This window comes from Rothia terrae, from assembly GCF_014705925.2.
Lineage (GTDB): Bacteria > Actinomycetota > Actinomycetes > Actinomycetales > Micrococcaceae > Rothia > Rothia terrae.
In genome coordinates this window covers 34,404-57,410 of record NZ_CP061539.1, presented here as the reverse complement: position 1 = coordinate 57,410, position 23,007 = coordinate 34,404, and the positions used below count along the sequence as shown (strand labels likewise).

Genomic DNA, 23,007 nt, shown 5'->3' with positions numbered 1-23,007 from the left:
CAGTGAGAAGCTAGGCGTTGGGGGCGGTCTGCGTCCCCACTCCGCGCTTGCGCAGTACTACACCGGCGGATGCATCTGCCTCCGCGATGCCGATTTCGACGGGGGTTACTGTAGGGGTGGCTGCGGGTTCAGGTCCGCAGGCTCCTGCCGAACCGCATCCGCCGCATCCGCTACCCGGCGCTGAACCGCACGGTGTAGAGCCGGCCCCGGTTTCTTCAGCAAGATTCACCCCGTGGGCTTTCACAAATTCTTGGTGCTCGGCTACGAGGTCGCGTCCTTCAGCACCCAGTACTTCAAAGCCGCCGTCGCGAATCATCGTTAAATCTTCGAGAGCCGACTGTCCTTCTGAGGTCAGGTAGTCACCCAAAAAGAGCGAGTTCACCACGTGCAACGCCAGCGGCTGCAGTGAGCGCAGGTGCATTTCACGCCCACCCGCCATGCGCAACTCTTTTTCGGGCGCCACAAGACGAACCGCCGCCAGAATACGCAGGCATCGCATGGGCGTAAGTTCCCAAGTACCTGCCAACGGTGTGCCGTCAAAGGGCATGAGGAAGTTAACGGGAATAGAGTCGCCTTCCAAGTTTTTGAGGGAGAAAATAGCATCCACCAGCTGCTCGTCGCTCTCCCCCATGCCAACAATTAAACCGGAGCAGGCGGAGAGACCGGCGTCCTGAGCTTTGTGCACGGTGTTCACGCGGTCTTCAAAGCTGTGCGTGGTGCAGATGTCTTTGTAGTGGTCTTCGCTGGTGTTGAGGTTGTGATTGTAGGCGTCGACGCCGGCATCTTTGAGGCGTTGTGCCTGTCCGTCTTTGAGAATGCCCATGCAGGCGCAGACTTCAATGTGGGGGTTCTCGTCTTTGAGTCCCTCCACCATTTTTGAAACTCGCTCAACATCGCGGTCGGTGGGGCCTTTGCCCGATGCCACCATGCACACGCGCGATGCACCACCGGCAATACCGTACTGTGCCTGCTTGATAGCTTCGTCCTGTTTGATCCAGGTGTATTTGAGAATGTCAGCTTCTGACCCCAGGCGTTGCGAGCAGTAGCTGCAGTCTTCGGGGCACAGACCTGATTTCAGGTTAACGAGGTAGTTGACTTTGATTTTATTGCCAAAGAAGTGGCGGCGTAGTTGGGAGGCCGCGTCCACGATAGCAAAGGTTTGAGCGTCGGATGCGGTGAGTACGGCGAGCGCTTCGTCGCGGGTTGCCGGTTGACCTGCGAGAATGCGCTGACCGAGTGTTGAGAAATCAATCATGCATCTATTGATAAATCATTTTTGAACACTGTTCAAATTATGACGCTTCAACCGTATTTACATTCACCGACTAGAATTATTGTTCGTGGCTTTATCTCGCGAGAAAATCTTAGACACCGCCTTCACCCTGCTCACACAGTACGGCCTGGCGGATCTTTCGATGCGCCGCCTCGCATCCGAGCTCGAGGTAGCGCCCGGTGCGCTCTACTATCACGTGAAGAATAAGCAGGAACTCCTCACCCACCTCGCATCACGTATGCTTGCGCCCATTGAGTTTCCGCAGGACGCGTCCACCGCGGCAGCGCTCACCAGCGCAGCGGATCAGGTGTATCGCCAGCTAGCTGGAATCCGCGAAAGTGCAGAGGTTGTGCGTCTTGCCGTGGCACTGCATCCCGAGCGCTTAGAACTGCTCTCAGCACTCACCATCACCTGCCATAAGGCTCAGGTCCCACAGCTGGCTGCCAAAACACTTCTTCACTCCATGCTCAGCTTCATCGAAGAAGAACAAACCCGCGCAACATCCACCGGCACCGAGGCAGCAACCCAACCACCCGCGTCCTACTGCGACGCAATATCAGCGGTTGCGCGAGGTTTCCTCGCAGCCTAGCCCTCCCCCTTTCACTCGCGCAGTAACCCGTGATAAACATCTAGACCTCTCAAAACCACGACGCCCTATATCGGGCATACACTAGAGAACGGACTATTCACAGGCAGTAAAGGTTCTTGCATGACCATCACCGTTGAGGCACAGTGGGCGCACCAGCCCGACCACGCCGCGCACGTAGAGCGCGTCCGCACAGCTTTTATCGAAAAATACGGTGTGGAACCCGATGGTGTATGGTCAGCCCCCGGACGCTTGAACCTACTCGGTGAGTACATCGATTTTCTTGGCGGTTCCTGCATGCCTATGCCCCTGCCCTACCGCACCTATGTGGCGGGTAAGTTGCGCACCGACGGCGTGTTACGCGCGCAGTCCCTTCAGATGCCGCACGATGAACGCACCGTCGTTGTTCGCGATATCCGCCCGGGTACGCTCAAGGGCTGGTTCACCTACGTTGCCGGTGTGGCATGGTCCATGAACCAAGAAGAGAGCGAAGATATTACCCTTCCGGCATCTTTTGGTGCCGACCTCATGATTGATTCCACCGTTCCGGTAGGTGGCGGGCTCTCGTCCTCTGCCGCCATCGAATGTTCAACAGCGCTCACCCTGCTAGATCTCTCGCATTCCTTGCGCGAGAACGCGGGCGCAGCACTGCCTTCCACTCTCACCGAAGACACCCACGATTTACGCGCCCGACTAGCTCAGGTCTGCATCCGCGCCGAAAACAAGGTCGCCGGCGCACAAACCGGCGGACTCGACCAAACCGCGTCCTTACGTTCCATTCCCGGTCAGGCATTAGTAGTGGACTTCCGCGATTTTTCTCTGCAACCGGTCGATGTAAATATTCAGGATGCGAACCTCAGCTGGCTGGTCATCAACACCAATACCCCGCACGAGCTTGCCGGTGGCGAGTTCGCCGCGCGTCGTCGCGCTACCGAGTGCGCAACGGGCGCCCTCAACCTGGATTATCTGCGCAACGCCCTGCCCGACGATTTACGATGTGCGGGTCTTAGCGAGGCAGAAGCCAAGCACTGGCGTCTTTCGACCGTTGACGAACGCGCAAATACTGCGCTGAGTGCCATGGAAAAATTCACGCGGTGTACCGAGGTTCCGCGCGGTTGGATCCGCCACGCTTTTCACGATATGTGCCTGGTAGAGCGCGCCGCCTACGTTATTTCTCGCACCGGTGCAGACGGCATACAGGCGTGGGAAGAGCTAGGCAGGCTCTTCACCGAGTCGTTCGTATCCATGCGCGATGAACTACAGGTTTCCCGCGAAGAAATCAATGTTGCCGTCGATACCTGTTTGGATGCCGGCGCGCTGGGTGCTCGCATCGTTGGCGGCGGTTTTGGTGGTGCAGTCATGGCGCTCATTGAGACCGATAAACTTGAGGACGCTGCAACCGCCGTTGCGCGCGCCTATGCTCAGCACGGGTACGCGGCGCCTGAGTTCTTGCCGATGTCGCCCGGAATTCCAGCGCAAAAAGACGCATAGTTTTTCAGGCATAAAAGAGCGGCTACATTCTTTGCAAAATGTAGCCGCTCTTTGAGTTATGTAGCACAGTTTATGAGACGTGCACTACCGGACGCCTGTAGAGGTCAGGTTCGGCGCGGCGCAACACCTCGTGAGTGGTTGAGGCAATCTGCCCCTGACCAAAGAGCAGAAAGGCAAGGTAGTTCTTGATGGGCTTGCCTGCGGCCCAGTCGAGGTAGATATGCGGGACCTGCCCGGTGATGTCGCGAATTTCTATTGCTAGTGCGGCAATATTATTTGCTACCGATGCGCCCGAGACGCTGAGAATCTTAATACCGTCCATTTCTAGACCGTGAACGACGAGTTCAGCGTTGAACTTACTCGGATCCATCACGGCGATTTCGAGAAAGACCACGTTATCTTCATTGGCGATGTTGTGCGCCCAGTTTTCGCGTGCTCGTTTTTCGTAGTAGTCGGCGATGCTGAAGTTGTCGGGGCGGTGGGCAATCAGGTGGATCGGCTTATTGGAGCATGAACCGATGATGTCCAGCGACTTCTGATCGAAGTCCACGCTTTCAATGCGCAATTCGTAGGAACGCAGCGCACGGGAGATAAAGGAAAGCACCAGAACCGCCAGAATAAAGGCACTGGCGATGCGCAGACCGTCCGGTCGTTCAATCACGTTGGCAACGGTGGTGTAGAAGAATACCAGTGTCACTACAGCGTAAAAGATAACGGCGTAGGGCTGACGCTTGCGCTTGGCTGAAAGGGTAACGGCAACTGCCGCGCTACTCATGAGTACCAGAACACCCGTGGCGTAGGCGCCACCCTGGGCTTCAACGTTCGCTTTAAACAACAGGGTAATCACAATTGCTACGGCACTGAAAATAAGCACGAGAGGACGCGCCGACTTGGTCCATTCCGGAGCCATACCAAAGCGCGGCAGGTAGCGGGGCACCAGGTTCAACAGACCTGACATGGCAGAGGCACCGGCAAACCACAGAATCAAAATGGTTGAGATGTCGTACGCCGTGCCCACGCCTTCACCCAGCAACGAGTGCGCCAGGTAAGCAAGCGCGCGTCCGTTTGCCTGCCCGCCGTGCTGAAATTCCTGCTGCGGAATAAGTGCGGTGGTCACGAACGATGAGCTCACCAGCATCAAGCTCATGGTAAAAGCAGCGACAGTTAGAAGCTTCTTGGTGCCCGCCACGCGGTGCTGGATGCGGTCGCTCATGGTTTCGCCGCGTCCGCGAATCTGAGGCATCACAACAACGCCGGTTTCAAAACCCGACATGCCTAGGGCGATTTTGGGAAAGACGAGAACGATAAGACCAATGGCCAGCCACGGGTTGGAGTGTTGCGCTGTCAGACCCTTCCACCAATCAATGCTCAGGGCAGGATGCGTGACGACCTCCCAGATTCCGGCAGCGATCACCACAGTATTTAGCGCAAGGAATACGACCACGAGAATCACAGCGACGTTGATGGTCTCGTCAAACCCTTTGAGGAAGACCGCGGTGAGTAGCAGCAAGAAGGCGAGAGTCACCCAAATATGGTTATGTTCCAGGACGCGCGGCATGAAGGGGTTCGCCTCAAGGTGGGCCGCCGCGTCCGCCGCCGACAGCGTCATGGTGATCATGAAGTCGGTAATGGTGAAGCCCAACAGAATAAGCACAAAAATCTTCGCTGACCAGCGAGAAAGCAGCTTTTCAAGAAGATTGATAGAACCTGCGCCGGCGGGAGATTCTGCTGCGATGCGTCGGTAAATCGGCAACGCGCCAAGCAGGGTAACAGCCACCAAAACCAGCGTTACCAGGGGTGAGAGAAGACCCGCGGCGAGCGCCGCAATAGCGGGCTGATAGCCCAGGGTTGAAAAGTAGTCCACACCTGAAAGGCACATGACTTTCCACCACGGATGCCCAGCCTCACCTGCGCCACGCTTACCGTGCGGACCCTGCAACTCACCCTTGAGCTGGTCTTGTTGAGTGCCCATCAGCCAGGACTTCAGCGCTGTTTGGGCGCCCAGAAAATGCTTAGAAGGCTCGGGGTCACTGTTGTGACTGCGGATAGAGCCTTTTCGCTTCAGCGAATTCATATGCGAGCCTTTCAGACTGCAAATACGACGATATGAAATTGTTGCGCACAGCGTGTGTAACTTGATGAATAGTACGCCCCGTTCACGATTTTTTGCACATTCTGGGTGAGAACACACCAGCATCATGTGCATCACACCCGCACACCGCCCCTGTTTGAGAGGCTAAAAGCCTACTCTGTTCGCTCCTGAAATAAATTAGAGGGTTGGCGGTTCACATCTTTCCAAAAGTTGCATATGCTGATTATTAGATGACGCGCACCACAAGTAACCGTCATCGATGAATACCAGTAGCGAACACACCGTTGGCTACGCGAGGAAAGGAAGATAAGAATGGGTTTTGACATTAACGGCAAGGTAGAAGAAGGCCTGAACGCAGGCAAGGACGCTGCTAACGAGAAGGCTGGCAAGGACGTTGTCACCGACGAGCACGTTGACAAGGCTAACGACGCTATCAACAACAAGATTGATGGCTTCAAGAAGTAAGTCACTTCTTCTATAGTCGGCTTGAAGGCGGGAGTAGCCACGCTGCTTCCGCCTTTTTGCTAACCACCTGCGGTGGTTAAAAAAATTTTCATGATTTTAGGGCGGAACAACCCGTCTTAAAGGTAGGTGTCCAACGGTGGAGACCTATTTCCTATGAGAGGAGCTGCCATGAGCGCAGAGAACACTTTCGATAAGTTGGCTGGTAAGGCTAAGGAAGCTGCTGGCAAGGCAACCGATAACGAGCGTTTGCAGGCTGAGGGTCAGACCGACCAGGCTCAGGCTGGCGTGAAGGAAAAGGTTGAGGACGCTAAGGGCGCAGTTGAGGGCATCAAGGATTCCTTCAACAAGTAATCTTTTACTTTTGATGTAAGGGGGCGGGTATTCACCGGTAGGTGGGTGCCCGCCCCTTTTTGTTGCTCTATAGCTGTCGGTAACTGGCAGGTGGCGGTGTTTCTCATTTCGCTGGTTACTGTCTCACTTTTGAATATGCACTCAGCGTTATAGGCTAAAAGTAGTTTGTTTTTGTTGAAAGGGTTTGATGATGGAAAACCGTCCTCAGGGCACTCAGGCTGATGCTCTCAAGGCTATTGAAGATGGCAGCGTCGTGATTTACTGGCGTCCCGGTTGCCCGTTCTGCCAGGCTCTCGATGAGGGCCTGGGTGAGGTTGGCGACCGCGCGACCTGGGTGAACGTCTGGGAGGACGCGGACGCGTCCGAGTTCGTGAAAAGCGTGAATGACGGCAACGAGGTTGTGCCCACTGTGACCACTTCAGAGAAGTCATTCGTAGCGTCATCGTCGAAGGCACCGAAGATCGTTGCGCTGGCTATTGAAAAGAGCGGTAAGTAAATGACTGCTGAATTCAAGGGCCGTCCGGCTCTCAACCGCGACACCACCGTCTGCATCTCACTCTCAGGCCGTCCGTCTAACCACGGCATCAAGTTCCACAACTACCTGTACGAGAAGTTCGGTTTGGACTTTCTCTACAAGGCGATGACCACCACCGATATTAAGGCGGCTATCGGCGGCGTGCGCGCCCTCGGTATTCGCGGATGCTCGGTGTCTATGCCCTTCAAGCAGGACGTTATTCCGCTCATGGACGAGATGGATCATTCAGCATCCGTTATTGGCGCGGTCAACACCATTGTGAACACTGACGGCTACCTGCACGCTTACAACACCGACGTCATCGCGGTGGCATCACTTTTGCAGTCGCACGCCGTTGATAATTCCCTACCCTTCGTATTGCAGGGTTCAGGCGGCATGGCGCGCGCTGTTGCCGGCGCTTTCTACGACGCCGGTTTCAAGCAGGGCACCATTATTGCCCGCAATGAGAAGGCAGGACGCGAGCTGGCTGACAAGTACGGTTACGCGTGGGTTTCATCGGTGAATGAGGCATCCGCGCCGATTATTGTGAACGTAACCCCGATTGGTATGGAGGGCGCACCCGAAGCTGACGCGCTGTCCTTCCCGCAGGCGTCCATCGACACAGCGACCGTGGTCTTTGACGTGGTAGCGATGCCCGTTGAGACTCCTCTGATTCGCGCGGCGCGCGCGGCGGGTAAAGAGGTCATCACCGGTGGCGAGGTCATTGCCCTGCAGGCAGCAGAGCAGTTCCGCCTCTACACCGGCGTTGAGGTTTCAGCCGCCGACGTTGAAGAGGCAGAGGCGCAGGCTAACTAGCTCTCGCGTCCCTTAAACGAACGTCTCCCCCGCTCTCGTGATGAGGGCGGGGGAGATTTTTGCATTTTAGGGCAAGATGCCCCTACGTCGTAGAGTATGAAGAGCACTTCACTTCTCGCACAAAGGAACATCATGCACGCGGATGCGATTATTGTCAGCGGTGAGCATACTGCCGACAAAACCAATAGCAAGCGGAATCAGAATGAACGCCGCAAGCGTGAAAATACTTTTGATGCCGGAGGGTTTAGCGCTAGACATATGGGCAACCTTTGGTGGGGAGAATATCTGGTGCATCGCAGAATCCCATGATGAAGTGTCTTCATTTCAGGATTTCGTGCACAGAAACGCTTGTTTTTAAATTTTTGAGAATACTCCTGCCATTTTTTCATATTTCTTGGGAAAAATAGCAAGCCTGGTAAAGAAATCAACGTATGCAGCAACAGGAATTTTTGCTCTCTTAGCACTTACAGGTTGCGGTGCCAACAACGCGCAGTCCCCTACACCTGAGACTTCTACGGTTACCGTAACGGCCGAGGCCTCCGACAGCTCAGCGTCTTCGCAGTCACCCTCAGAGTCGGCATCGTCCACTGCAGCATCTTCATCTGAGCAAGATGTTCTCTCGGCAATCGACGCGGTGCGCCAGGCTCACCCCGATGCACAGATTACGTCTATCGGCGGCGATGAAGGTTCTGGCCACTGGGAAGTTAGAGCGCTAGAAGGAAACCAAAAACTTGATTTTCACGTCTCGGGCAACGATGTTCACACCCAGGAGTCAGAGTCCAAAAATGACGGCAATAATGATATTCAGGACGCCTCAGCAGCAACAGTTGATATCAAGGACGCTATTTCCACCGCCCAGAACGAGAAATCGGGCGATGTAGTAAGCGTGAACCTTGACCGCCTGGAAGGTAACAACAACCAGCTGGTGTGGGAGGTTTCTTTCCGCGGTAGCGGCGATGGAAACACTGTTTTTGTCGATGCAGCTAACGGCGAGATTATCGCCTTCTAAAGTTCGGCAAAGAGATTTATTGATCAGGACATAAGCACCCAACGCAAGTACAGCGGCGGCAAATAATCCTTCTCGTTTCGGTTCTCTCACAGGAGTGACTCACGCTAGATCCAACTAGTTTGCCGTTCGCTGTGCTGACCTGGGGCATTCTTTCCAGAACTCAGCAAGAATAACCAAGGACGCGGGCACTCGAGTGCCCGCGTCCTTTTGTGTGTGCGGGAGCAGGTGGATAACTCGCGTGAGCGAGTAAAAATTTTTGAAATTACAGAAAATCCACACCCTGCTCTTAAAGGTTTTCCACAGGTGGGGATAAATCTGGGGATATTGCTTACATCCCTGTAATTTAAGGGAACTTTAAAGCGCGGAAAGCCCGATTTCGCGCTATCCACAGGGTTGTTAACACCTGTGGAATTACATCTTTGTAGTTATCAACAGCTGTGGACAACCCCTGTGGATAGTGTAATTACACGAATTTTTAAACAACTTTCCGTGGATTTGCGCTGTAAAAGCCTATTTTTACAGCGCAAATCCACGGAAAGTGAGGTGTGCAGTTTTATTGACGACGCGCATCCTTAGAAGTCATCTGCAAAAGGTAGGCAACGATAGCACCCGCGATCAGCCCTCCCAGGTGCCCTTCCCACGAAATACCGGAGACAAAGAGACCAAAGGCGAAATTCACCGCAATAAGGCTCACAATTGACCGGGTCTCGCCACCGTGCAGCTTATTCACCACAAAATACGCGGCAAACAGGCCGAAGATACCGCCGGATGCGCCCACCACCCAGGTGCCAGGAGCGAGCAACATAACAGCCACCGAGCCACCAATAATGGAGAGCAGATAGGTGATGAGGTACTTCCATTTGCCCATGATGGGTTCGAGTGCTTGCCCGAACATCCACAGGGTAAACATGTTCATGCCCACGTGGGCAATATTGCTTTGGGAATGTACAAATCCAGCGGTGAGCATACGCCACCATTCACCGGTGTAAGAAACGTACATGGAGTTATACGCTAAAGCATTAATAACGGCTTGACCAGGCAAAATTATCTGTAGGGCATATATGGCCACCGTCAGAGCAATCAACACAATAGTCACGGGATAGTTAGCCCACGCCCCACCGCGGGCTTTCTTCTGCTCGCGTCGATAATCTTTGCCGGTAGCTGTGCGGTAACAGTCAGCGCAAATCATTCCCACCTCAAGCGGAATCTGGCACTGTCCGCACGCAGGTCGGTTGCAACGTCCGCACCGCGCATAGCTGACGTTTTCAGGGTGACGTGCGCACACCGGAAACTGTTGCGGCTGCTCATACGATCCGTAGCGCGCAGGCTGAGGACGCGCAGAGGCATCCTGACCAAAAGAGTTCTTGTCATCACGCGGTGAGGGGTAAGGGGTACTCACTGTTCAACCTTAAAAATAAAAAGTTATAAAAATGCCCGCGCACCTTATCGCGGGCACGCGGGTATTTAGAGTCTTAGCTCAGACTTAGATTAGAGCTTCTCAATGTCGATTGATGAGATAACAACGTCTTCAACGGGGCGATCCATTGCGCCGGTTGCTACGCCTTCAATAGCGTCTACAACCTTCTTGGAGTTCTCATCTGCTACCTCACCGAAGATGGTGTGGCGACCGTTGAGCCAAGGGGTTTCAACGGTGGTGATGAAGAACTGTGAGCCGTTGGTGCCGGGGCCAGCGTTAGCCATTGCCAGCAGGTAGGGCTTGTTGAAGGAGAGTTCGGGGTGAATCTCATCCTTGAACTGGTAGCCGGGGCCACCAATGCCCTGACCCAAGGGGTCGCCACCCTGAATCATAAAGTCCTTGATGATGCGGTGGAAGATGACGTCCTTGTACAGGGGGCCGTTCTGGGGCTCGCCGGTACGGGGGTGACGCCATTCCTTTGAACCGTCTGAGAGACCAATGAAGTTCTCTACGGTTTCAGGTGCGTGGTTGCCAAAGAGGTTTACGACAATGTCGCCCTGATTGGTATGAATAGTTGCTTTAGCTGTTGCAGTCATACTTTTATTTTCTCACGGGCGCATGGTGCGCGCCACCTTGCAGGGCGTACCTTATGCAGGTAGCGAAATAGTCACCCTACTTGTTTTTGGCCTCTGACGGTGCAAATTCAAGGTTTATCACGGCACAATAAAAACTTCCGCGATGAGTGAAACCGTAGATTTTTACGGTGAGTTCTTAGCCTTTTTAAGGGTTTAGAACGTAAGCTGATATATAAACATAACTGTTGAGTACGGTTTACCGCGCACACAAGGCACGGTCAAAGCTCTCAACACTATTGGAGGTAAACATGGCATTCGGCAAAGACCGCAAGGTTAAGAAGGCTACCAAGGCTGCTGACAAGGCTTTCGCGAAGGCGCAGAAGGCTACCGGTAAGAAGGCTGACAAGTTCGCCAAGCTTGCTGAGAAGAAGACCAAGAAGGCTCACAAGCTTTCAGGCAAGAAGGTTAACGCTTTCCAGAAAACTGCTCACAAGCAGGGTAAGCAGGCTCAGAAGTCATTCCAGGCTGCTGCTAAGGACGGCTCAAAGAAGCTTCACGATGTTCAGGAAACTCTCGTAGAGAAGATTCAGGAACAGATCGAGAACGCAACTCCTGTAGTTGAAAACGCAGTGTCAGATGCACGCGTTAAGGCTGCTGGCGTAGCTGCTGTTGTCGCTGACAAGCTGGCTGACGCTGAGGTCTCACCTCAGGTTGAGGCTGTTGCTACCAAGGTAACCGGCGACAAGAAGGCGCTGAAGAAGGCTCAGAAGCACGCTGTTAAGGCTGCTAAGCAGTACTCAAAGCAGCAGAAGAAGGCTTCAAAGAAGGGCGGCAAGGGTCTGCTCGCTCTTGGTCTGGTTGGTTCAGCAGCTGCTGCAGGTTACTCAGCGTACAAGGCATCACGCCCCGTTGAGGATCCCTGGAAGACCCCCGCTGTTGTGGAGCCCAAGGTTGAGACTGTAACCGTTGTTGAGAAGGACGTTCACGGTAAAGACGTTCCCGCAACCGTTGATACCGTCAAGACTGTTGATCCCAAGGTTGATGGCCAGAACCCCACCGCATAAGTTGAGGTTTTAGCTGTATAAAAGCGTCCCGCTAGATATGCCCTAAAAGGTATATCCAGCGGGACGCTTTTGTATGTGCTGGTTTCTTGAACGCGGGCAATTATCTACACGCTAAAAACAGCATCTAAGCCCCCACTAGTGCACGATCATAAGAAGTTTTCATGCCGCGGAATACTTGATCCATAAAGATAAGTCCTGCAGGCATCATTCCTAATGACCCACCGGCATGGGTGGGTGTGGTACCGGCGTAAAAAGATACTTGCGATCCTGCTCGACAGTAGGATGCGGCGAGCTGCCGGTTACTGCGGTGCGGAATAACATCGTCCGTTATAGAGCTAGCAATGAGCACGGGGACGCTGGGATGGCGGCCTTCTTGTCCGAGGCTGTTTTCTTGCAAAGCTGCGCTGAGAGTGGCATCTTGAGAACTCAGCTCTTTGAGCTTTAACCCTGAGCTTGTCCAGACCGAGGTGTCTCTGATGTTTCCAAAGCGAGAAATAGCATCAAAGGTGCAGGTTTCGTTGCGTACCTGGTCAATGATGTTCAGTCCCTCCGGTGAGAGGTACTGACCCATATCAATACCGAGGCTATCGCCTAATCCAGCAAAGCCCATCAGGGCAAAACCGTTATATGACGTACCGTCGATGGTGTTAATAACGGACTGTAAGTTAGCCGGAACGGCGCCGGCAAAGACACCGTAAAGGTTTACCTCCGGGGCATATTCTGCGTGAAGTTCGCCGGCAGATGCCACCGCACCTCCTCCCTGTGAGTACCCCCAAATACCGACAGGCGAATCTGCTGCCACAAAATTAATGGCACCGCCGGTTGAGGCACGGGCTGCATCAAGTACCGCATGCCCTTGATCTAGGCGGTTGAGGTAGCTCATAGTGCCTTCGGTTCCGCCACCGATGTAATCGATAACTGTGACGTTATATCCTTTAGAGAGCAGGGCTGAGATCGCGATGATTTCGTATTCTGTTCCCTGCGCTAGCTGATTGGTGGGGGCACAGTGGTCCTGCAAGACCTTGCGTCCCGGGAGCTAGCACCACAAGTGGACGCGCACCTTTGCCGGTCCATGGGGATTCACTACGAAGAGCAACGGCTGTAGCCGCTACTTGCTCACCACTGGAATTTTCGGTGGTGTACATAAAGGGGTACCGGAAGCAGAGCCCGGAATTACTTTATTAGGATCAACGTAAATGCTACCGGGCAGGGTTTTGACGACGGTTCCAAGACCGGCAGGCAGTTGCTCGGGAACCTGGTAGAAGTCATCAAGTTTTTCAGGGTTTGAATAGGTAATACCGGCAGGTGGTGCTGCGCTACCTAGTTCTCCCCAGGTAGCTTCTTCTGCAGCCTGGGCTGGGGCAATACCTGCAGCTACTGCTGCGGTGATAGCGAGTAGAGCAGTAACTCGCGAAAATGTGTGCATGGTTCTCTCCTTATATATGACCACTAGAACAAATAGCCTAGTGAGACAAGGAAAGTATAACTTTCTCGCGGTGTTTCAAGCAGTGCTAACTAGTAACTTAAAACAATGTTTTAGTAGTTTTCTCTGCAGGTTTACTCAGCGCTTGCCCGTTTAAAGGCGGGTTCATGGGCACAATTTCCACCTGGCGCACATCGTGAGCACTCAGATGTTTATCAACTAAATGCACTAACTCGCTCTTATCTTTTACGATGATGTTCGCGACGATATTATGTTGCCCACCGATGGCGGCGGCAAAGCGGCATTGCGGTAGCGAGCGCAGAACCTGACCGACCGCGTCCATAGAACCCGGGGCGGTCTTGATCCACAGCATCGCATCTGTGGCGTAGCCAAGAGCTCTGTGGTCAATATCTGCCTCGAAATACAGTACGCCGTGCTCAATGAGGCGAGCGCGGCGCCTTGATACTGTGGATGGCACTGAGCCAGTTGCCCGGGCGATTTCAGCGATGGGGGTGCGTCCATTCCGGGCGAGAATACGCACCATCCGATAGTCGAGTTCATCAAGTTCTATATCGGGGTATGAAACTGCAGCTTCGCCTTCAGCCGTCCAGGTGAGCAGGATTTCGTGCACGTGAATGTTTCTTACTCCCCCGTGTCCTGCTAAGTATTCAAAGACCTTGCTAGATGTTCCTTGCCCTTGCACAACTCCACACAGGAGTTCGTTGTGGGCGGTGGTGAGCCTAACCCAACGGGTGACGCTTTGTTGAGCAAGATAGTGGGCGATGGACGCGCTGGTAGCGGGGTTAACGTCGGCGCGGATAATCCACGCTACGCGCCCGGTAAAACTGGGCAGTGTGCGTCCAATAATGTTGAGGACCCCGCCGGATTCTAGGCTAGTTATGCGCTGGGAGACATAGTGCGGGCTGAGGTCAAGTTGCTCGGCTAGGTGTGCAAAAGAAGCCAAGGGATGCGCTCGCAAGTATTCCAACATCGCTTTATCTGTTGGGGTAATGATTATCTTTTTATCCATAAATATTTCTAACAAGCCTAAGAAGTGTGCATATTTTTGCACTGTTTGACTCAATGGTGCGTAGTTATACCCTATTCTTTCAGAACCGACCATCGTGAGCATACTGTACCGAACAACCCGGTAAAACTGAGGTTCTGAGACTTTTTACGGACTTAAGGATGGGGCATGGCGCAGGTTGTAGCTTTCGAGGCATCTGAGGCACTTGAGCAACAATAGAGAAAGGTAGCTGCGATTATTGCTGTCGCGGCATTTTCTTGTTTGGTGGTTACCCTTCAGCAGACATTGATTATCCCGGCAGTTCCGCAGTTGCCGAGCATCTTGGGAACCACTGCCACGGCTGTTTCTTGGGCTGTGACAGCCGCGCTTTTAACGGGTTCTATTGCAACACCAATTATTTCTCGTCTGCCGACACCGTGGGCAAAAAGAAGATGATGGTTCTATCAATGGCACTGGTATTAGTCGGTTCTTTGATTGGTCCGTGGGGTGGCATTACCACCGTCATTATCGGACGCGCCTTGCAGGGCTTGGGCACGGCTTTAGTACCCGTTGCTATGTCCGTGATGCGCGATGAGCTCCCCGGGCACCGTATGAGCGGGGAGCTATCGCACTCATTAGCACAACTTTAGGTATCGGTGGTTCCACCGGCATTCCTCTAGGCGGTGTATTTGCTTCCCTTTGGGGTTGGGAGTCGCTCTTTTGGATTTCTGCCGGTCTTGCTGCTGTTTCTCTTGCGCTGATGGCTATCCTCATCCCGCACCGAGAGCCCCACGCGCGTCAGCCCTTTGACTACATTGGAGCGTTTTTGCTCTCTGCCGCTCTTATCTTGATCCTGTTAGGTATTAGCCAGGGCAAGGCCTGGGGTTGGACTTCTCTGCCCATTCTTGGTTCTTTAGTTGGCGGTCTTCTTCTTGCGGTGCTCTTTGTATGTTTCGAGGCTCGTAAGGAGGCGGCTTTGGTGAATATAGAGGTCAATGCACAGCGTCCTATTATGCTCACTAATGCGGCATCCTTGCTCATGGGTATTGCCATGTTCACTAATTTGCTGGTTACCAGCTTGCATTTGCAGGGCACTGTTGAGGAGCACGGTTTTGCGCAGAATGCTACAGTAGCCGGTCTGGCAATGGTTCCTTCTGCAATCATTATGTTCTTTATGCCAGCCATTACCTCCTACTTGGTTAATAAGTTCGGTGCGGAGCAAGTTTTGATCGGCGGTGGATTGTTGACCGCTGCAGCTTACCTTCTACGCGCAATGACGAGCATCCACATCACTATGGTGATTATCTGGGCGATGGTTGCCTCTGCCGGTGTTGCTCTTACTTACGCTGTATTTCCGCTGCTCATCATGGCTAACGCGTCTCACCACCATACTGCAGCAACTAACGGCCTGAACGCTTTGATTCGTGCCATTGGTACCACCGTGGCCTCTGCTGCTGTTGCAGCGATTTCAGCTACTTTCTTAATCAGCCATAACGACACCAGCTCCACTTCGTGGACGGGTATTCTCGCTATCTTCGGCATAGGTGCTGTGGCAAGTCTTTTGGCTGCGGTCTGCGGCTGGGCTGTCAAGAAACCAGCAGATAACTAAAGATTTACAATGGAAAGAAAAAGGGGGATTGGTGGTCATACTAATCCCCCTTTCGCGCATTTCATGAAAGGCATACACAATGACTGAGCACATTATTGATACGCACGCCCACCTCTACCCCGCAGGGTATTTAGATTTTCTTGAAGAACACGGAATGAGCGCAGAACTCACCAAGATTGCCCGAGATATGCGCGCATCCGACGAGCCAGAAGAAATGGCAGCCCGCATCCAGCAGATGGATGAGGCGGGTGTGCAAGAACAGATTCTGTCAGTTACTCCGCAAGTACCCATGCTGCAGGACGCGAACGCAGCGCTTGAGGGCGCGCGCATGGTCAACGACATTTATATTGAGCAGATGAAAAAAACACCCTGGCCGTTTTCGCGCTTATCTTGCCCTGCCCGTTCTTCATGTGAAAGAGTCGCTCACTATTCTCGATGAGTATTTTGAACAGGACGGCTTTGTGGGCGTTACCGTGCCGACTTTTATCAACGGTTCAATGTCTCTAGCCGATGAGTCCTTAGAACCGCTCTATGCGCGTCTGAACGAGCTGAGCGCTCGCGTCTACGTCCACCCCACCGGTGGCGGCGCTCAGTCCCCTGCGATTAATGATTTCTGGTTACAGTGGGTCAATGGTGCCCCGATTGAGGACGCGATTGCCACCTTGCACCTGCTCAAGGCTGATATTCCGCACAAGTACCCGAACATTCGTTTTCATATCGCTCATTTAGGCGGCGATCTCGCGTTCTTGACTCAGCGCCTTGAGGATAACTATGAAGACTGGGGTTCTTTTGAGCACTCCCCAATGTAGCGTTAAAGAAGATGTGGTTCGATACTGCGAACTTCTACGGCCCCTCATTGGTTTTGGCTGCTCAGACCTATGATCCTCATAAGCTCATGGCGGGCTCTGACTACCCGTACTTTCAAGATGCTAAGTACACTCGCGCTATCTCTTATATTCGCGACAGCGCTTTGGACAATGACGCGACCACCCGTGTCCTGTCTCGTCATGCAGGGGAGTTCTTTGAGGACTAAGAACGACCGATAGATGCAGCTGAGAACTCAATAACGTGAAACTCACCATATGGTAGGTTAAAACCATGACAGCCCCGCAGCCTCCTCAGCCAACGGCTCCACTCAATGAGTTCTTAGCTGCCCAGAAGAAGCTTAAGAAACGCTATAGATCTCCAATTCTCAATGTGTTACTTGCCGTTATAACTCTTATCTTGACAATTGATATTGGAGGTACTGCATATGTTCTGTGGGAATCCTCTAACATCGAAAAGAAACAGGACGCTCTCCGCTCTCTATCTTCAGGCTCTCCTACCGCCGAATTTTGGGATAGCCCGTGGGCTAAATCTGAGATTCAAGATCAAAAGGTGCGCCTTGTAGCATCTGAACAAGCATCTAAGGATTTACCGGGGTTTGCAGCTTATCTTTCAGATAAGATGGCGCACCTTCATCCCGGCTCCCTAGTTTCTATCGTCATTGAAGACAGTGAGCTATTTATAGACCCCAGTTATCATCGAGCGCTGTATTTTGATAGCAATGATTGGTTGACGATGCTCGAAGCGACAACAGCAGAGGGCGTGAATTTTGCTGAGCTCGCTACCCCTAATCTGTATGATTACCAAGAATTTTGGTTCACTCTTTATATCGACGAGACAACTGATGCGCGAATGAGTGAAGACGCTTTCTCTGTGACGATAAATAATGTCACCCATCAAAAACCTAAGGGAGTTTACAAGTTACAAACGGCTACCAGGTCCACCCGTTCTAAAGAGTACGCATGGAATATGTAGAATCGCCTCTTGTTGCAGAAGAGAAAAAATATAAGTCACGGAGAACTCTCAAGCGGATAGTTTTCTTTGTACTTCTTGTCATCGCCATCCCGATAACCTTTTATGCCCTTACCATAATGGCGTGGGGCGGTTACGGAAATTCTGAGAGTCAAAGAAGCTTAGGATACTCAGAAGTAGAGGCTTACTCTGCCCCGGAATTTAATCAGGTTCTTGACCGCACACCTTACTCCACGGTCACGTTTCGCCCGTACCTGGAACAACTGATTGTGAATGGGACGCTGACTCAAGAGACGATGGATAATCCTCAGCTTCTTCTTGACAACATGCAAGTTATTGCAGATAAAGAACTCCCGGCTCTCTATCACCTTGAAGACCCTGCAGGAAACCACATCTGCGCGTACCCTAAAACAGACTCTTCCAAGGACTCCACTCGCATAACGGCATCTCCCGAGGATCTTCGAAACGCTTTTAAAGCCGCCGAAACTGTGGATGATACAGAACAAGTGGTATTAAACCTCAGAACGGGAGACTACACAGAAACCACTTTTTCCTGCAATTAAATAAAGTGAAGTCTAAAGTTCATCTGTCATCGATTCACAGGTAGTCTTTTATCGTTTTTCTCTAGCTGCTTCTAGAAATTACGAGCTTCTGCCGCGTCCTTGCCGGTGTCGTTGTAATCAGTGCTGGCCTCGAGAAGGGTGACGGTCAGCTTTAGCGGCGTATCTACTTTGCCGATGACACTATCTGCCATTGTCTGAGCGTCTTCTACGGCTTTTTGCCGTTTCGCTTCCCTGCCGTACGCGTTATACCGACTTGCGTAGGTATTGAGATTCACAGTGGCAGATAGTGCTGCTTCCTGTTCGGAATTATTTATCATTCCTTCGGATTCCTGCGAAATACCACTGACAGATACGTTCAAAGGTTCCGGCGACCAGTCCGCGTCCATTATTGCCTCAACTGCAGGCATCACTTCATTCTTTTGAGATGCCTGTACAGACACATACACAGGTATCGGTGACTTTTCGCCCCGCGTATAGGTAAAAGCGTCTTCAAGTATTGTTTTTTCTAAGCCCTCAGGAGTTTTGAGGTCCCCTAGGTCTTTCATCTTCTGCGCAAAAACTTGTTGGTTATAACGATTAGAAGCTACAGAGTCAGTTTGGACTAGCTCCCCCACAAATACTCGCGCTTCACCTTTCTCCGTGACATTTATTCCCGTAACTTTTTCCTCTTGGGTTAGCTCTAAAATATCTTTCCATGTTTGTTCTGTCATGGACGATGTTGCTGGTACCTTCGCAGTACTCTTGGACTCCACATCAAAAGCAGTACGGGATATTTCAAGAGTCTTATCACGACCGTAAGTGAACCGCACAATTTCTACCTGCTCAGATTCAAAGGTTTTCATCATCACACGCGCAAAACCACCTGGATCAGAATAAGCCTTTGAATCAAGGTTTGCGATGATGAGACCGCCCTCGGAGGACGAAGGAATCCCCTCACCATCTGCTAGGTAGTGGTTCTGGGCTAAAGCTTCGGCTAACGAGGTTTCTTGTTCTGCTTGCCTTGTCTCGCTAGCTTTGGAATTTTTCTCCATCGAAGCGCTGTAGCTACCCCACCCGATGATAGCTATGATGAGCACCAGTGCTGCCCCGATCCCTGCTATGAGCACGGAAAAACCGACTGTTTTTCCAACGATTTCTACAGAAGATGGTTCCGGTTTCTCAGACGCCACGAGACAAGCCTTCCACAGGGTAACCCAATCAATATGATTCTCTTATGCTATCTAAAGGTAAGGCTTATACGGCAAAGCTCTCGACAGAATTGTGGGAGCACTTTTCTCTCCCCCAATGAAGAATAAGCTTATTTTGATGCACGAGAAGACTTTAAACAAAAAAGAAGCCCAGTTCCAAAGAACTGGGCTTCTTCCACTAAAATTAGCTCGGCGATGACCTACTCTCCCACACCCTTCCGAGTGCAGTACCATCGGCTCAAAGAGGCTTAGCTTCCGGGTTCGGGATGGATCCGGGCGTTTCCCTCTTGATATAATCACCGAAACGTGGAGGCGAGGGGACTCGAACCCCTAACCCCCTGCTTGCAAAGCAGGTGCGCTACCAATTGCGCCACGCCCCCGTGGTGTAATACCAGCTTACACCACCCGTTTTCAAAACAGCAAATCTGCAAGGCATGATGCGCAACACACTAACCAGCTGAAGAGTCGACTGCCCCTTCACTGGGGTAAATCGCCTGAGCCGTCGCGTTACCAGTCCCGTCGCTATCTGCAGAAACATCAAAAGAGGTGTTCTCACCCAAGTCCGCCTTAACCTGGCTTTCCAATGAAGCAAGTTCCTCTTGAGGTACGCTATCGCGACCCTCTGAATATAAGGAAATACCTACTTCAAACTCATCCAAGCTAGAGTCCCGAGGTGAGCTCTGCTGCCGAAGAAAAAAGTTGATGTTATAAGCGCTAACTGACCAGTCACGACCTGTCAGGGTTTCCTCCGCTCGCCTCACATCTTCTGCGCGGTCCGCCGCCATGCTATCCATAACCACTGAGATAACAGCACCATCAGGTTGTTCTACAACATAAGCTGCGTTCATCGAGGTGCTGGCAACACCTTGACCAAGAGGTACTTGGGCAAGCTGTCGTAAAGCATCATAAACCTCAGAACGCCCCACCACATCACTTTCACCGTGGTTCCCTCCACGATGGACCACACCGGTCAGGACGCCTTCTTCAGTAAGCTCCAAATCATACGAGCGCTCTGAACGCAATACACTCACCAGAGGTCTCCATGTTGAAGGGCTCAAATCCATCAAGCGAGTGGGATTCAACGTCAATTCGCTACCGCTTGATGAATACAGCAAGATTTCTTCAATCTCCTGCGCTTCGGCTAGCTTCTTCATCTGTTCAGCGAATCCCTGGGAATCATCTATGGCCGCTTGACTCGGTATGGCCGTAACCTTCCAGCTATCACCATTACTGCGTTGACTCACGCGCATTTTTTCAACAGCAAGCTCATCGAAAAATTTGCGATCCACCAGTTTTTCAAAGCCTTCAGGTGCCCCATAAAAGTTAATGGGATCAGCTGCCACCGCAGATGCGTATGCAGCTTGTTCACGCTCAGACCTAGCCTTATACTCAGCTTCCCGCTGTGCCTCTTGCGCTGCTTGCACTGCACAGCTCGCTAAAATAACAGCCACCACTAAACACAGGGAGAGTACAAAAATACGCCCAGTCGTAAACCACGAACGCCACGTTTTTCGCACCGGAGCGTCGTCAGAGACTTCAAGATTTTCAGACATTTTGCCTCAAAAAATAGCGCGCTTACATTCTAAATTCAGTGTATCGAATACGTTTTACTCCGCATATAAAAAACTGCCCGCCACATAATGTGGCGGGCAGCTTCTCCTTGACAGGAAAGTACGTGACTACTTTTCCTCAACACCGGCGGCGCGCTCTGCAGCGTCAACGCCGGTAGTCTGTGCGTCCTCAGCAGCGATGTACTCGCTACCTTCGGACGGATCTTCACCGGTGAGGTGGTGCGAAGAAATCTTTAGTCCGTTTGCACCCAGAATCTGGGCAACTCGCGAAATGTCTTCGGGAGTCGGGACCTGATCAACAACCTTACGAATGTATTCGTTGATGCGGTTGTCACTTACATATTCCTCGCCGCGTGCCTCCCGCGATTTCATGAGTCGAAGAACAACTTCTTCAAGCTGGGCGTCGTTGAGGTTATGACGCAAAACTGCCATAACTGCCGCCCGGTCTCCCAAAGGAACATCTTGGGGATAACCCATGTTTAGCCAATCAATAACACGAGCCACAACATTTTTGTCTGGCATCTTTGCCCCCTTCTTCTCGTAGGTTTTATTTAACCCTACTTACCAGCCAGACCAAAAAGGTCAAATCCGGTGGTATGAAGAAGGAAGTCTTTAGCAATCCAGAGGATGCCGATAATAATGACTGCAACGATAATTGCAAAAATCAAATAACCGAGCACCTTAGCGAGACCTGAAGGTCCTTCAATCTCCACAAGGCGGCCGTCTGCGGTGTACTCGGTAGTGCCAGCCATCAAACGCATACCCAGGGCATACAACGCGGGAAGGCCAGCCCCAAAGAACAAGCCCGCCAGAAGAACAGGAACAATTTTTTCAAAAATCTCAGCGAGGTTCATGGTTAGACTTCCGCTTTCTGTGAGCCAGCTGCGACTGAAGCAACAGAATCTTCAGTCTGATGAGCAGTATTACCACCGGCATTGGTATCTGCCCATTCGTCGTTAACGTTGTTAGGATCGACAGGGTTACGACGTGAGTGCATGAACATCCAACCGCAGAAGGCTACAAGAACAAGGAAGACAACAAGTTCACCCAGCCATTCACTGCCGGTCCACGCATTGAGGTAGTGACCAACAAACCAAGTAATTGCACCAACGGCACCTGCTGCCGGAAGGGTAATAAGCCAAGCGATCACCATACGTCCCATAACGCCCCAACGAACCTCAGCACCCTTGCGTCCTAGACCTGAACCGATGATTGAACCGGTTGCAACGTGAGTGGTTGACAGTGCCATACCAAAGTGTGATGAGGTCAAAATAATTGCTGCGGAGGAACCTTCAGCAGCCATACCCTGAGGGGAATCAATCTCAACAAGACCCTTACCCAAGGTGCGAATGATGCGCCAGCCGCCGATATAGGTACCGAGGGCAATAGCAAGCGCACAGGTCAAACGTACCCAGAACGGAATATCAGCATTGGGATCAATTTCATTAGCCGCCACGAGAGCCAAGAAGATAACACCCATGGTCTTTTGCGCATCGTTAGTGCCGTGTGCAAGTGACACGAGTGACGCGGTTGCCACCTGGCCGTAACGGAAGCCTGAACGCTTCTTATCATCAGAAACAGGCTGAGACAGGCGGTATACCAACCAGGTACCCACGGTTGAAACAATCGCCGCAATAAAGGGAGCCGCAAGTGCAGGAACAACAATCTTTGACATGACGCCGGACCACAAGACACCGTCAGTACCCAGTGACGCCATGGTCGCACCAATAAGACCGCCAAAGAGCGCATGAGATGAGGATGAAGGAAGACCCAGCAGCCAGGTAAGGACGTTCCAGAGAATCGCACCCACAAGACCTGTAAAGACAATCAACATCAAATCTGAGTTGCTACCTGCGGTCTCCAGGTTTACGAGACCTTTACCAACAGTTTTAGCAACCTCGATTGAAAGGAATGCACCAACAAGGTTAAGTACTGCAGAAAGAGCAACTGCAGTTCGAGGCTTTAAAGCTTTAGTGGCAATGGAAGTAGCCATTGCATTCGCGGTGTCATGGAAGCCATTCGTGAAGTCGAATGCCAGTGCAGTAAGCACCACGATAACGAGAATGATGAGTTCAGTAGTCACACATCGATTATGTAATGACCACACACAATATAAAAGCAGGTAAAAATTACGTGGTTTTTAGATGAAAATCCAAAAAACACACAGTAAAAACCACATCAGAATATTTTTCATTTGA

The 23,007-nt window shown here is 52.0% G+C and carries 28 protein-coding genes, 1 tRNA gene and 1 rRNA gene; 15 read left to right on the top strand and 15 right to left on the bottom strand.

Annotation, left to right across the window (positions count from 1 at the left end):
* Nucleotides 1-10: 10 nt before the first annotated feature.
* Entirely contained in the window at nucleotides 11-1,255 is a 1,245-nt protein-coding gene (gene bioB, locus IDM49_RS00305; protein WP_190724609.1) for a biotin synthase BioB, read from the bottom strand.
* 85 nt (nucleotides 1,256-1,340) lie between these two features.
* Here bioB and IDM49_RS00300 point away from each other — a divergent pair, with 85 nt between their 5' ends.
* Complete coding sequence (locus IDM49_RS00300; protein ID WP_190724608.1) at nucleotides 1,341-1,862, top strand: TetR/AcrR family transcriptional regulator; 522 nt, start codon at nucleotides 1,341-1,343, stop codon at nucleotides 1,860-1,862.
* Nucleotides 1,863-1,982: 120 nt separating this feature from the next.
* On the top strand, nucleotides 1,983-3,350 hold the full coding sequence (locus tag IDM49_RS00295) for a galactokinase (protein ID WP_190724607.1): 1,368 nt from the start codon (nucleotides 1,983-1,985) through the stop codon (nucleotides 3,348-3,350).
* Nucleotides 3,351-3,420: 70 nt separating this feature from the next.
* On the opposite strand, the gene IDM49_RS00290 is transcribed toward IDM49_RS00295, so the two are convergent.
* A complete protein-coding gene (locus IDM49_RS00290) occupies nucleotides 3,421-5,424 on the bottom strand; it encodes an APC family permease (RefSeq protein ID WP_228008115.1) in 2,004 nt (667 codons plus the stop codon).
* Between the two features lie 330 nt (nucleotides 5,425-5,754).
* On the opposite strand from IDM49_RS00290, the gene IDM49_RS00285 reads away from it, so the two are divergent.
* The 4 genes from IDM49_RS00285 to IDM49_RS00270 all read left to right on the top strand — a co-directional run bounded on the left by IDM49_RS00285 (nucleotide 5,755) and on the right by IDM49_RS00270 (nucleotide 7,588).
* Nucleotides 5,755-5,907: a ribosome recycling factor gene (locus tag IDM49_RS00285; RefSeq protein ID WP_168615076.1), complete on the top strand. Its 153-nt coding sequence runs from the start codon at nucleotides 5,755-5,757 to the stop codon at nucleotides 5,905-5,907.
* A 168-nt stretch (nucleotides 5,908-6,075) separates the two neighbouring features.
* Nucleotides 6,076-6,258 carry a CsbD family protein gene (locus IDM49_RS00280; protein WP_168615077.1) on the top strand — a complete coding sequence of 61 codons (183 nt, stop codon included), beginning with the start codon at nucleotides 6,076-6,078 and terminating at the stop codon, nucleotides 6,256-6,258.
* A 190-nt stretch (nucleotides 6,259-6,448) separates the two neighbouring features.
* Nucleotides 6,449-6,754: a glutaredoxin domain-containing protein gene (locus IDM49_RS00275; protein WP_190725360.1), complete on the top strand. Its 306-nt coding sequence runs from the start codon at nucleotides 6,449-6,451 to the stop codon at nucleotides 6,752-6,754.
* Nucleotides 6,755-7,588: a shikimate 5-dehydrogenase gene (locus tag IDM49_RS00270; protein ID WP_168615079.1), complete on the top strand. Its 834-nt coding sequence runs from the start codon at nucleotides 6,755-6,757 to the stop codon at nucleotides 7,586-7,588.
* A 108-nt stretch (nucleotides 7,589-7,696) separates the two neighbouring features.
* Here the strand turns inward: IDM49_RS00270 and IDM49_RS00265 are convergent, their stop codons facing one another.
* Entirely contained in the window at nucleotides 7,697-7,846 is a 150-nt protein-coding gene (locus IDM49_RS00265) for a hypothetical protein (RefSeq protein WP_168615080.1), read from the bottom strand.
* Between the two features lie 136 nt (nucleotides 7,847-7,982).
* Between IDM49_RS00265 and IDM49_RS00260 the strand changes: the two genes are divergently transcribed.
* Nucleotides 7,983-8,597 carry a PepSY domain-containing protein gene (locus IDM49_RS00260; RefSeq protein ID WP_190724606.1) on the top strand — a complete coding sequence of 205 codons (615 nt, stop codon included), beginning with the start codon at nucleotides 7,983-7,985 and terminating at the stop codon, nucleotides 8,595-8,597.
* 553 nt (nucleotides 8,598-9,150) lie between these two features.
* Here IDM49_RS00260 and IDM49_RS00255 read toward each other — a convergent pair.
* Together IDM49_RS00255 and IDM49_RS00250 are read right to left on the bottom strand one after the other, a co-directional pair.
* Nucleotides 9,151-9,996 carry a rhomboid family intramembrane serine protease gene (locus IDM49_RS00255; protein ID WP_190724605.1) on the bottom strand — a complete coding sequence of 282 codons (846 nt, stop codon included), beginning with the start codon at nucleotides 9,994-9,996 and terminating at the stop codon, nucleotides 9,151-9,153.
* Nucleotides 9,997-10,085: 89 nt separating this feature from the next.
* The gene (locus tag IDM49_RS00250; RefSeq protein ID WP_190724604.1) at nucleotides 10,086-10,610 is read right to left on the bottom strand and encodes a peptidylprolyl isomerase; all 525 of its coding nucleotides are present in this window, start codon (nucleotides 10,608-10,610) and stop codon (nucleotides 10,086-10,088) included.
* 287 nt (nucleotides 10,611-10,897) lie between these two features.
* Between IDM49_RS00250 and IDM49_RS00245 the strand changes: the two genes are divergently transcribed.
* Complete coding sequence (locus IDM49_RS00245) at nucleotides 10,898-11,653, top strand: hypothetical protein (protein ID WP_190724603.1); 756 nt, start codon at nucleotides 10,898-10,900, stop codon at nucleotides 11,651-11,653.
* A gap of 124 nt (nucleotides 11,654-11,777) precedes the next feature.
* Here IDM49_RS00245 and IDM49_RS00240 read toward each other — a convergent pair whose 3' ends face one another.
* The 3 genes from IDM49_RS00240 to IDM49_RS00230 all read right to left on the bottom strand — a co-directional run bounded on the left by IDM49_RS00240 (nucleotide 11,778) and on the right by IDM49_RS00230 (nucleotide 14,106).
* Nucleotides 11,778-12,671 (bottom strand): lipase family protein, encoded by an 894-nt coding sequence (locus IDM49_RS00240; protein WP_190724602.1) that lies wholly within the window; start codon nucleotides 12,669-12,671, stop codon nucleotides 11,778-11,780.
* Nucleotides 12,672-12,761: 90 nt separating this feature from the next.
* The gene (locus IDM49_RS00235; RefSeq protein WP_190724601.1) at nucleotides 12,762-13,079 is read right to left on the bottom strand and encodes a hypothetical protein; all 318 of its coding nucleotides are present in this window, start codon (nucleotides 13,077-13,079) and stop codon (nucleotides 12,762-12,764) included.
* A 97-nt stretch (nucleotides 13,080-13,176) separates the two neighbouring features.
* Nucleotides 13,177-14,106, bottom strand: coding sequence for a winged helix-turn-helix domain-containing protein (locus IDM49_RS00230; protein ID WP_190724600.1), 930 nt, complete (start codon nucleotides 14,104-14,106; stop codon nucleotides 13,177-13,179).
* A gap of 413 nt (nucleotides 14,107-14,519) precedes the next feature.
* Between IDM49_RS00230 and IDM49_RS00225 the strand changes: the two genes are divergently transcribed.
* The 7 genes from IDM49_RS00225 to IDM49_RS00205 all read left to right on the top strand — a co-directional run bounded on the left by IDM49_RS00225 (nucleotide 14,520) and on the right by IDM49_RS00205 (nucleotide 18,051).
* The gene (locus tag IDM49_RS00225) at nucleotides 14,520-14,732 is read left to right on the top strand and encodes an MFS transporter (protein ID WP_403214506.1); all 213 of its coding nucleotides are present in this window, start codon (nucleotides 14,520-14,522) and stop codon (nucleotides 14,730-14,732) included.
* Nucleotides 14,708-15,691, top strand: a complete 984-nt coding sequence (locus IDM49_RS00220; protein ID WP_190725359.1) for an MFS transporter — start codon at nucleotides 14,708-14,710, stop codon at nucleotides 15,689-15,691. Before IDM49_RS00225 ends, IDM49_RS00220 begins: the two co-directional genes overlap by 25 nt.
* 79 nt (nucleotides 15,692-15,770) lie before the next feature.
* Nucleotides 15,771-16,130 (top strand): amidohydrolase family protein, encoded by a 360-nt coding sequence (locus tag IDM49_RS12150; RefSeq protein WP_228008114.1) that lies wholly within the window; start codon nucleotides 15,771-15,773, stop codon nucleotides 16,128-16,130.
* Nucleotides 16,102-16,500 (top strand): amidohydrolase family protein, encoded by a 399-nt coding sequence (locus IDM49_RS12145; RefSeq protein ID WP_265578797.1) that lies wholly within the window; start codon nucleotides 16,102-16,104, stop codon nucleotides 16,498-16,500. Before IDM49_RS12150 ends, IDM49_RS12145 begins: the two co-directional genes overlap by 29 nt.
* Before the next feature lie 11 nt (nucleotides 16,501-16,511).
* Nucleotides 16,512-16,724: an amidohydrolase family protein gene (locus IDM49_RS12140; RefSeq protein ID WP_228008113.1), complete on the top strand. Its 213-nt coding sequence runs from the start codon at nucleotides 16,512-16,514 to the stop codon at nucleotides 16,722-16,724.
* Nucleotides 16,725-16,789: 65 nt separating this feature from the next.
* Entirely contained in the window at nucleotides 16,790-17,491 is a 702-nt protein-coding gene (locus IDM49_RS00210) for a hypothetical protein (RefSeq protein WP_190724598.1), read from the top strand.
* Nucleotides 17,479-18,051: a hypothetical protein gene (locus tag IDM49_RS00205; protein WP_190724597.1), complete on the top strand. Its 573-nt coding sequence runs from the start codon at nucleotides 17,479-17,481 to the stop codon at nucleotides 18,049-18,051. The genes IDM49_RS00210 and IDM49_RS00205 overlap by 13 nt, the downstream gene beginning before the upstream one ends.
* A 71-nt stretch (nucleotides 18,052-18,122) precedes the next feature.
* Here the strand turns inward: IDM49_RS00205 and IDM49_RS00200 are convergent, their stop codons facing one another.
* The 7 genes from IDM49_RS00200 to IDM49_RS00170 all read right to left on the bottom strand — a co-directional run bounded on the left by IDM49_RS00200 (nucleotide 18,123) and on the right by IDM49_RS00170 (nucleotide 22,892).
* Nucleotides 18,123-19,220 (bottom strand): hypothetical protein, encoded by a 1,098-nt coding sequence (locus IDM49_RS00200; protein ID WP_190724596.1) that lies wholly within the window; start codon nucleotides 19,218-19,220, stop codon nucleotides 18,123-18,125.
* Between the two features lie 205 nt (nucleotides 19,221-19,425).
* A 5S ribosomal RNA gene (rrf, locus tag IDM49_RS00195) occupies nucleotides 19,426-19,542 on the bottom strand.
* Between the two features lie 3 nt (nucleotides 19,543-19,545).
* Nucleotides 19,546-19,618, bottom strand: a tRNA-Ala gene (locus IDM49_RS00190).
* A 69-nt stretch (nucleotides 19,619-19,687) separates the two neighbouring features.
* A complete protein-coding gene (locus IDM49_RS00185; protein ID WP_190724595.1) occupies nucleotides 19,688-20,791 on the bottom strand; it encodes a hypothetical protein in 1,104 nt (367 codons plus the stop codon).
* A 126-nt stretch (nucleotides 20,792-20,917) separates the two neighbouring features.
* Nucleotides 20,918-21,331 (bottom strand): DUF3349 domain-containing protein, encoded by a 414-nt coding sequence (locus tag IDM49_RS00180; RefSeq protein ID WP_190724594.1) that lies wholly within the window; start codon nucleotides 21,329-21,331, stop codon nucleotides 20,918-20,920.
* A gap of 35 nt (nucleotides 21,332-21,366) precedes the next feature.
* On the bottom strand, nucleotides 21,367-21,663 hold the full coding sequence (locus tag IDM49_RS00175; protein ID WP_190724593.1) for a hypothetical protein: 297 nt from the start codon (nucleotides 21,661-21,663) through the stop codon (nucleotides 21,367-21,369).
* A 2-nt stretch (nucleotides 21,664-21,665) separates the two neighbouring features.
* A complete protein-coding gene (locus IDM49_RS00170) occupies nucleotides 21,666-22,892 on the bottom strand; it encodes an inorganic phosphate transporter (protein ID WP_190724592.1) in 1,227 nt (408 codons plus the stop codon).
* Between the last annotated feature and the right edge of the window lie 115 nt (nucleotides 22,893-23,007).

What these genes read in the sequence shown, in the direction of transcription:
- IDM49_RS00250 (WP_190724604.1), bottom strand. Translation starts at nt 10,610, where the DNA reads ATGACTGCAACAGCTAAAGCAACTATTCATACCAATCAGGGCGACATT.
- IDM49_RS12140 (WP_228008113.1), top strand. Translation starts at nt 16,512, where the DNA reads ATGTGGTTCGATACTGCGAACTTCTACGGCCCCTCATTGGTTTTGGCT.
- bioB (WP_190724609.1), bottom strand. Translation starts at nt 1,255, where the DNA reads ATGATTGATTTCTCAACACTCGGTCAGCGCATTCTCGCAGGTCAACCG.
- IDM49_RS00230 (WP_190724600.1), bottom strand. Translation starts at nt 14,106, where the DNA reads ATGGATAAAAAGATAATCATTACCCCAACAGATAAAGCGATGTTGGAA.
- IDM49_RS12150 (WP_228008114.1), top strand. Translation starts at nt 15,771, where the DNA reads ATGACTGAGCACATTATTGATACGCACGCCCACCTCTACCCCGCAGGG.
- IDM49_RS00295 (WP_190724607.1), top strand. Translation starts at nt 1,983, where the DNA reads ATGACCATCACCGTTGAGGCACAGTGGGCGCACCAGCCCGACCACGCC.
- IDM49_RS00180 (WP_190724594.1), bottom strand. Translation starts at nt 21,331, where the DNA reads ATGCCAGACAAAAATGTTGTGGCTCGTGTTATTGATTGGCTAAACATG.
- IDM49_RS00275 (WP_190725360.1), top strand. Translation starts at nt 6,449, where the DNA reads ATGGAAAACCGTCCTCAGGGCACTCAGGCTGATGCTCTCAAGGCTATT.
- IDM49_RS00210 (WP_190724598.1), top strand. Translation starts at nt 16,790, where the DNA reads ATGACAGCCCCGCAGCCTCCTCAGCCAACGGCTCCACTCAATGAGTTC.
- IDM49_RS00290 (WP_228008115.1), bottom strand. Translation starts at nt 5,424, where the DNA reads ATGAATTCGCTGAAGCGAAAAGGCTCTATCCGCAGTCACAACAGTGAC.
- IDM49_RS00285 (WP_168615076.1), top strand. Translation starts at nt 5,755, where the DNA reads ATGGGTTTTGACATTAACGGCAAGGTAGAAGAAGGCCTGAACGCAGGC.
- IDM49_RS00245 (WP_190724603.1), top strand. Translation starts at nt 10,898, where the DNA reads ATGGCATTCGGCAAAGACCGCAAGGTTAAGAAGGCTACCAAGGCTGCT.
- IDM49_RS00270 (WP_168615079.1), top strand. Translation starts at nt 6,755, where the DNA reads ATGACTGCTGAATTCAAGGGCCGTCCGGCTCTCAACCGCGACACCACC.
- IDM49_RS00205 (WP_190724597.1), top strand. Translation starts at nt 17,479, where the DNA reads ATGGAATATGTAGAATCGCCTCTTGTTGCAGAAGAGAAAAAATATAAG.
- IDM49_RS00265 (WP_168615080.1), bottom strand. Translation starts at nt 7,846, where the DNA reads ATGTCTAGCGCTAAACCCTCCGGCATCAAAAGTATTTTCACGCTTGCG.
- IDM49_RS00185 (WP_190724595.1), bottom strand. Translation starts at nt 20,791, where the DNA reads ATGTCTGAAAATCTTGAAGTCTCTGACGACGCTCCGGTGCGAAAAACG.
- IDM49_RS00235 (WP_190724601.1), bottom strand. Translation starts at nt 13,079, where the DNA reads ATGCACACATTTTCGCGAGTTACTGCTCTACTCGCTATCACCGCAGCA.
- IDM49_RS00175 (WP_190724593.1), bottom strand. Translation starts at nt 21,663, where the DNA reads ATGAACCTCGCTGAGATTTTTGAAAAAATTGTTCCTGTTCTTCTGGCG.
- IDM49_RS00280 (WP_168615077.1), top strand. Translation starts at nt 6,076, where the DNA reads ATGAGCGCAGAGAACACTTTCGATAAGTTGGCTGGTAAGGCTAAGGAA.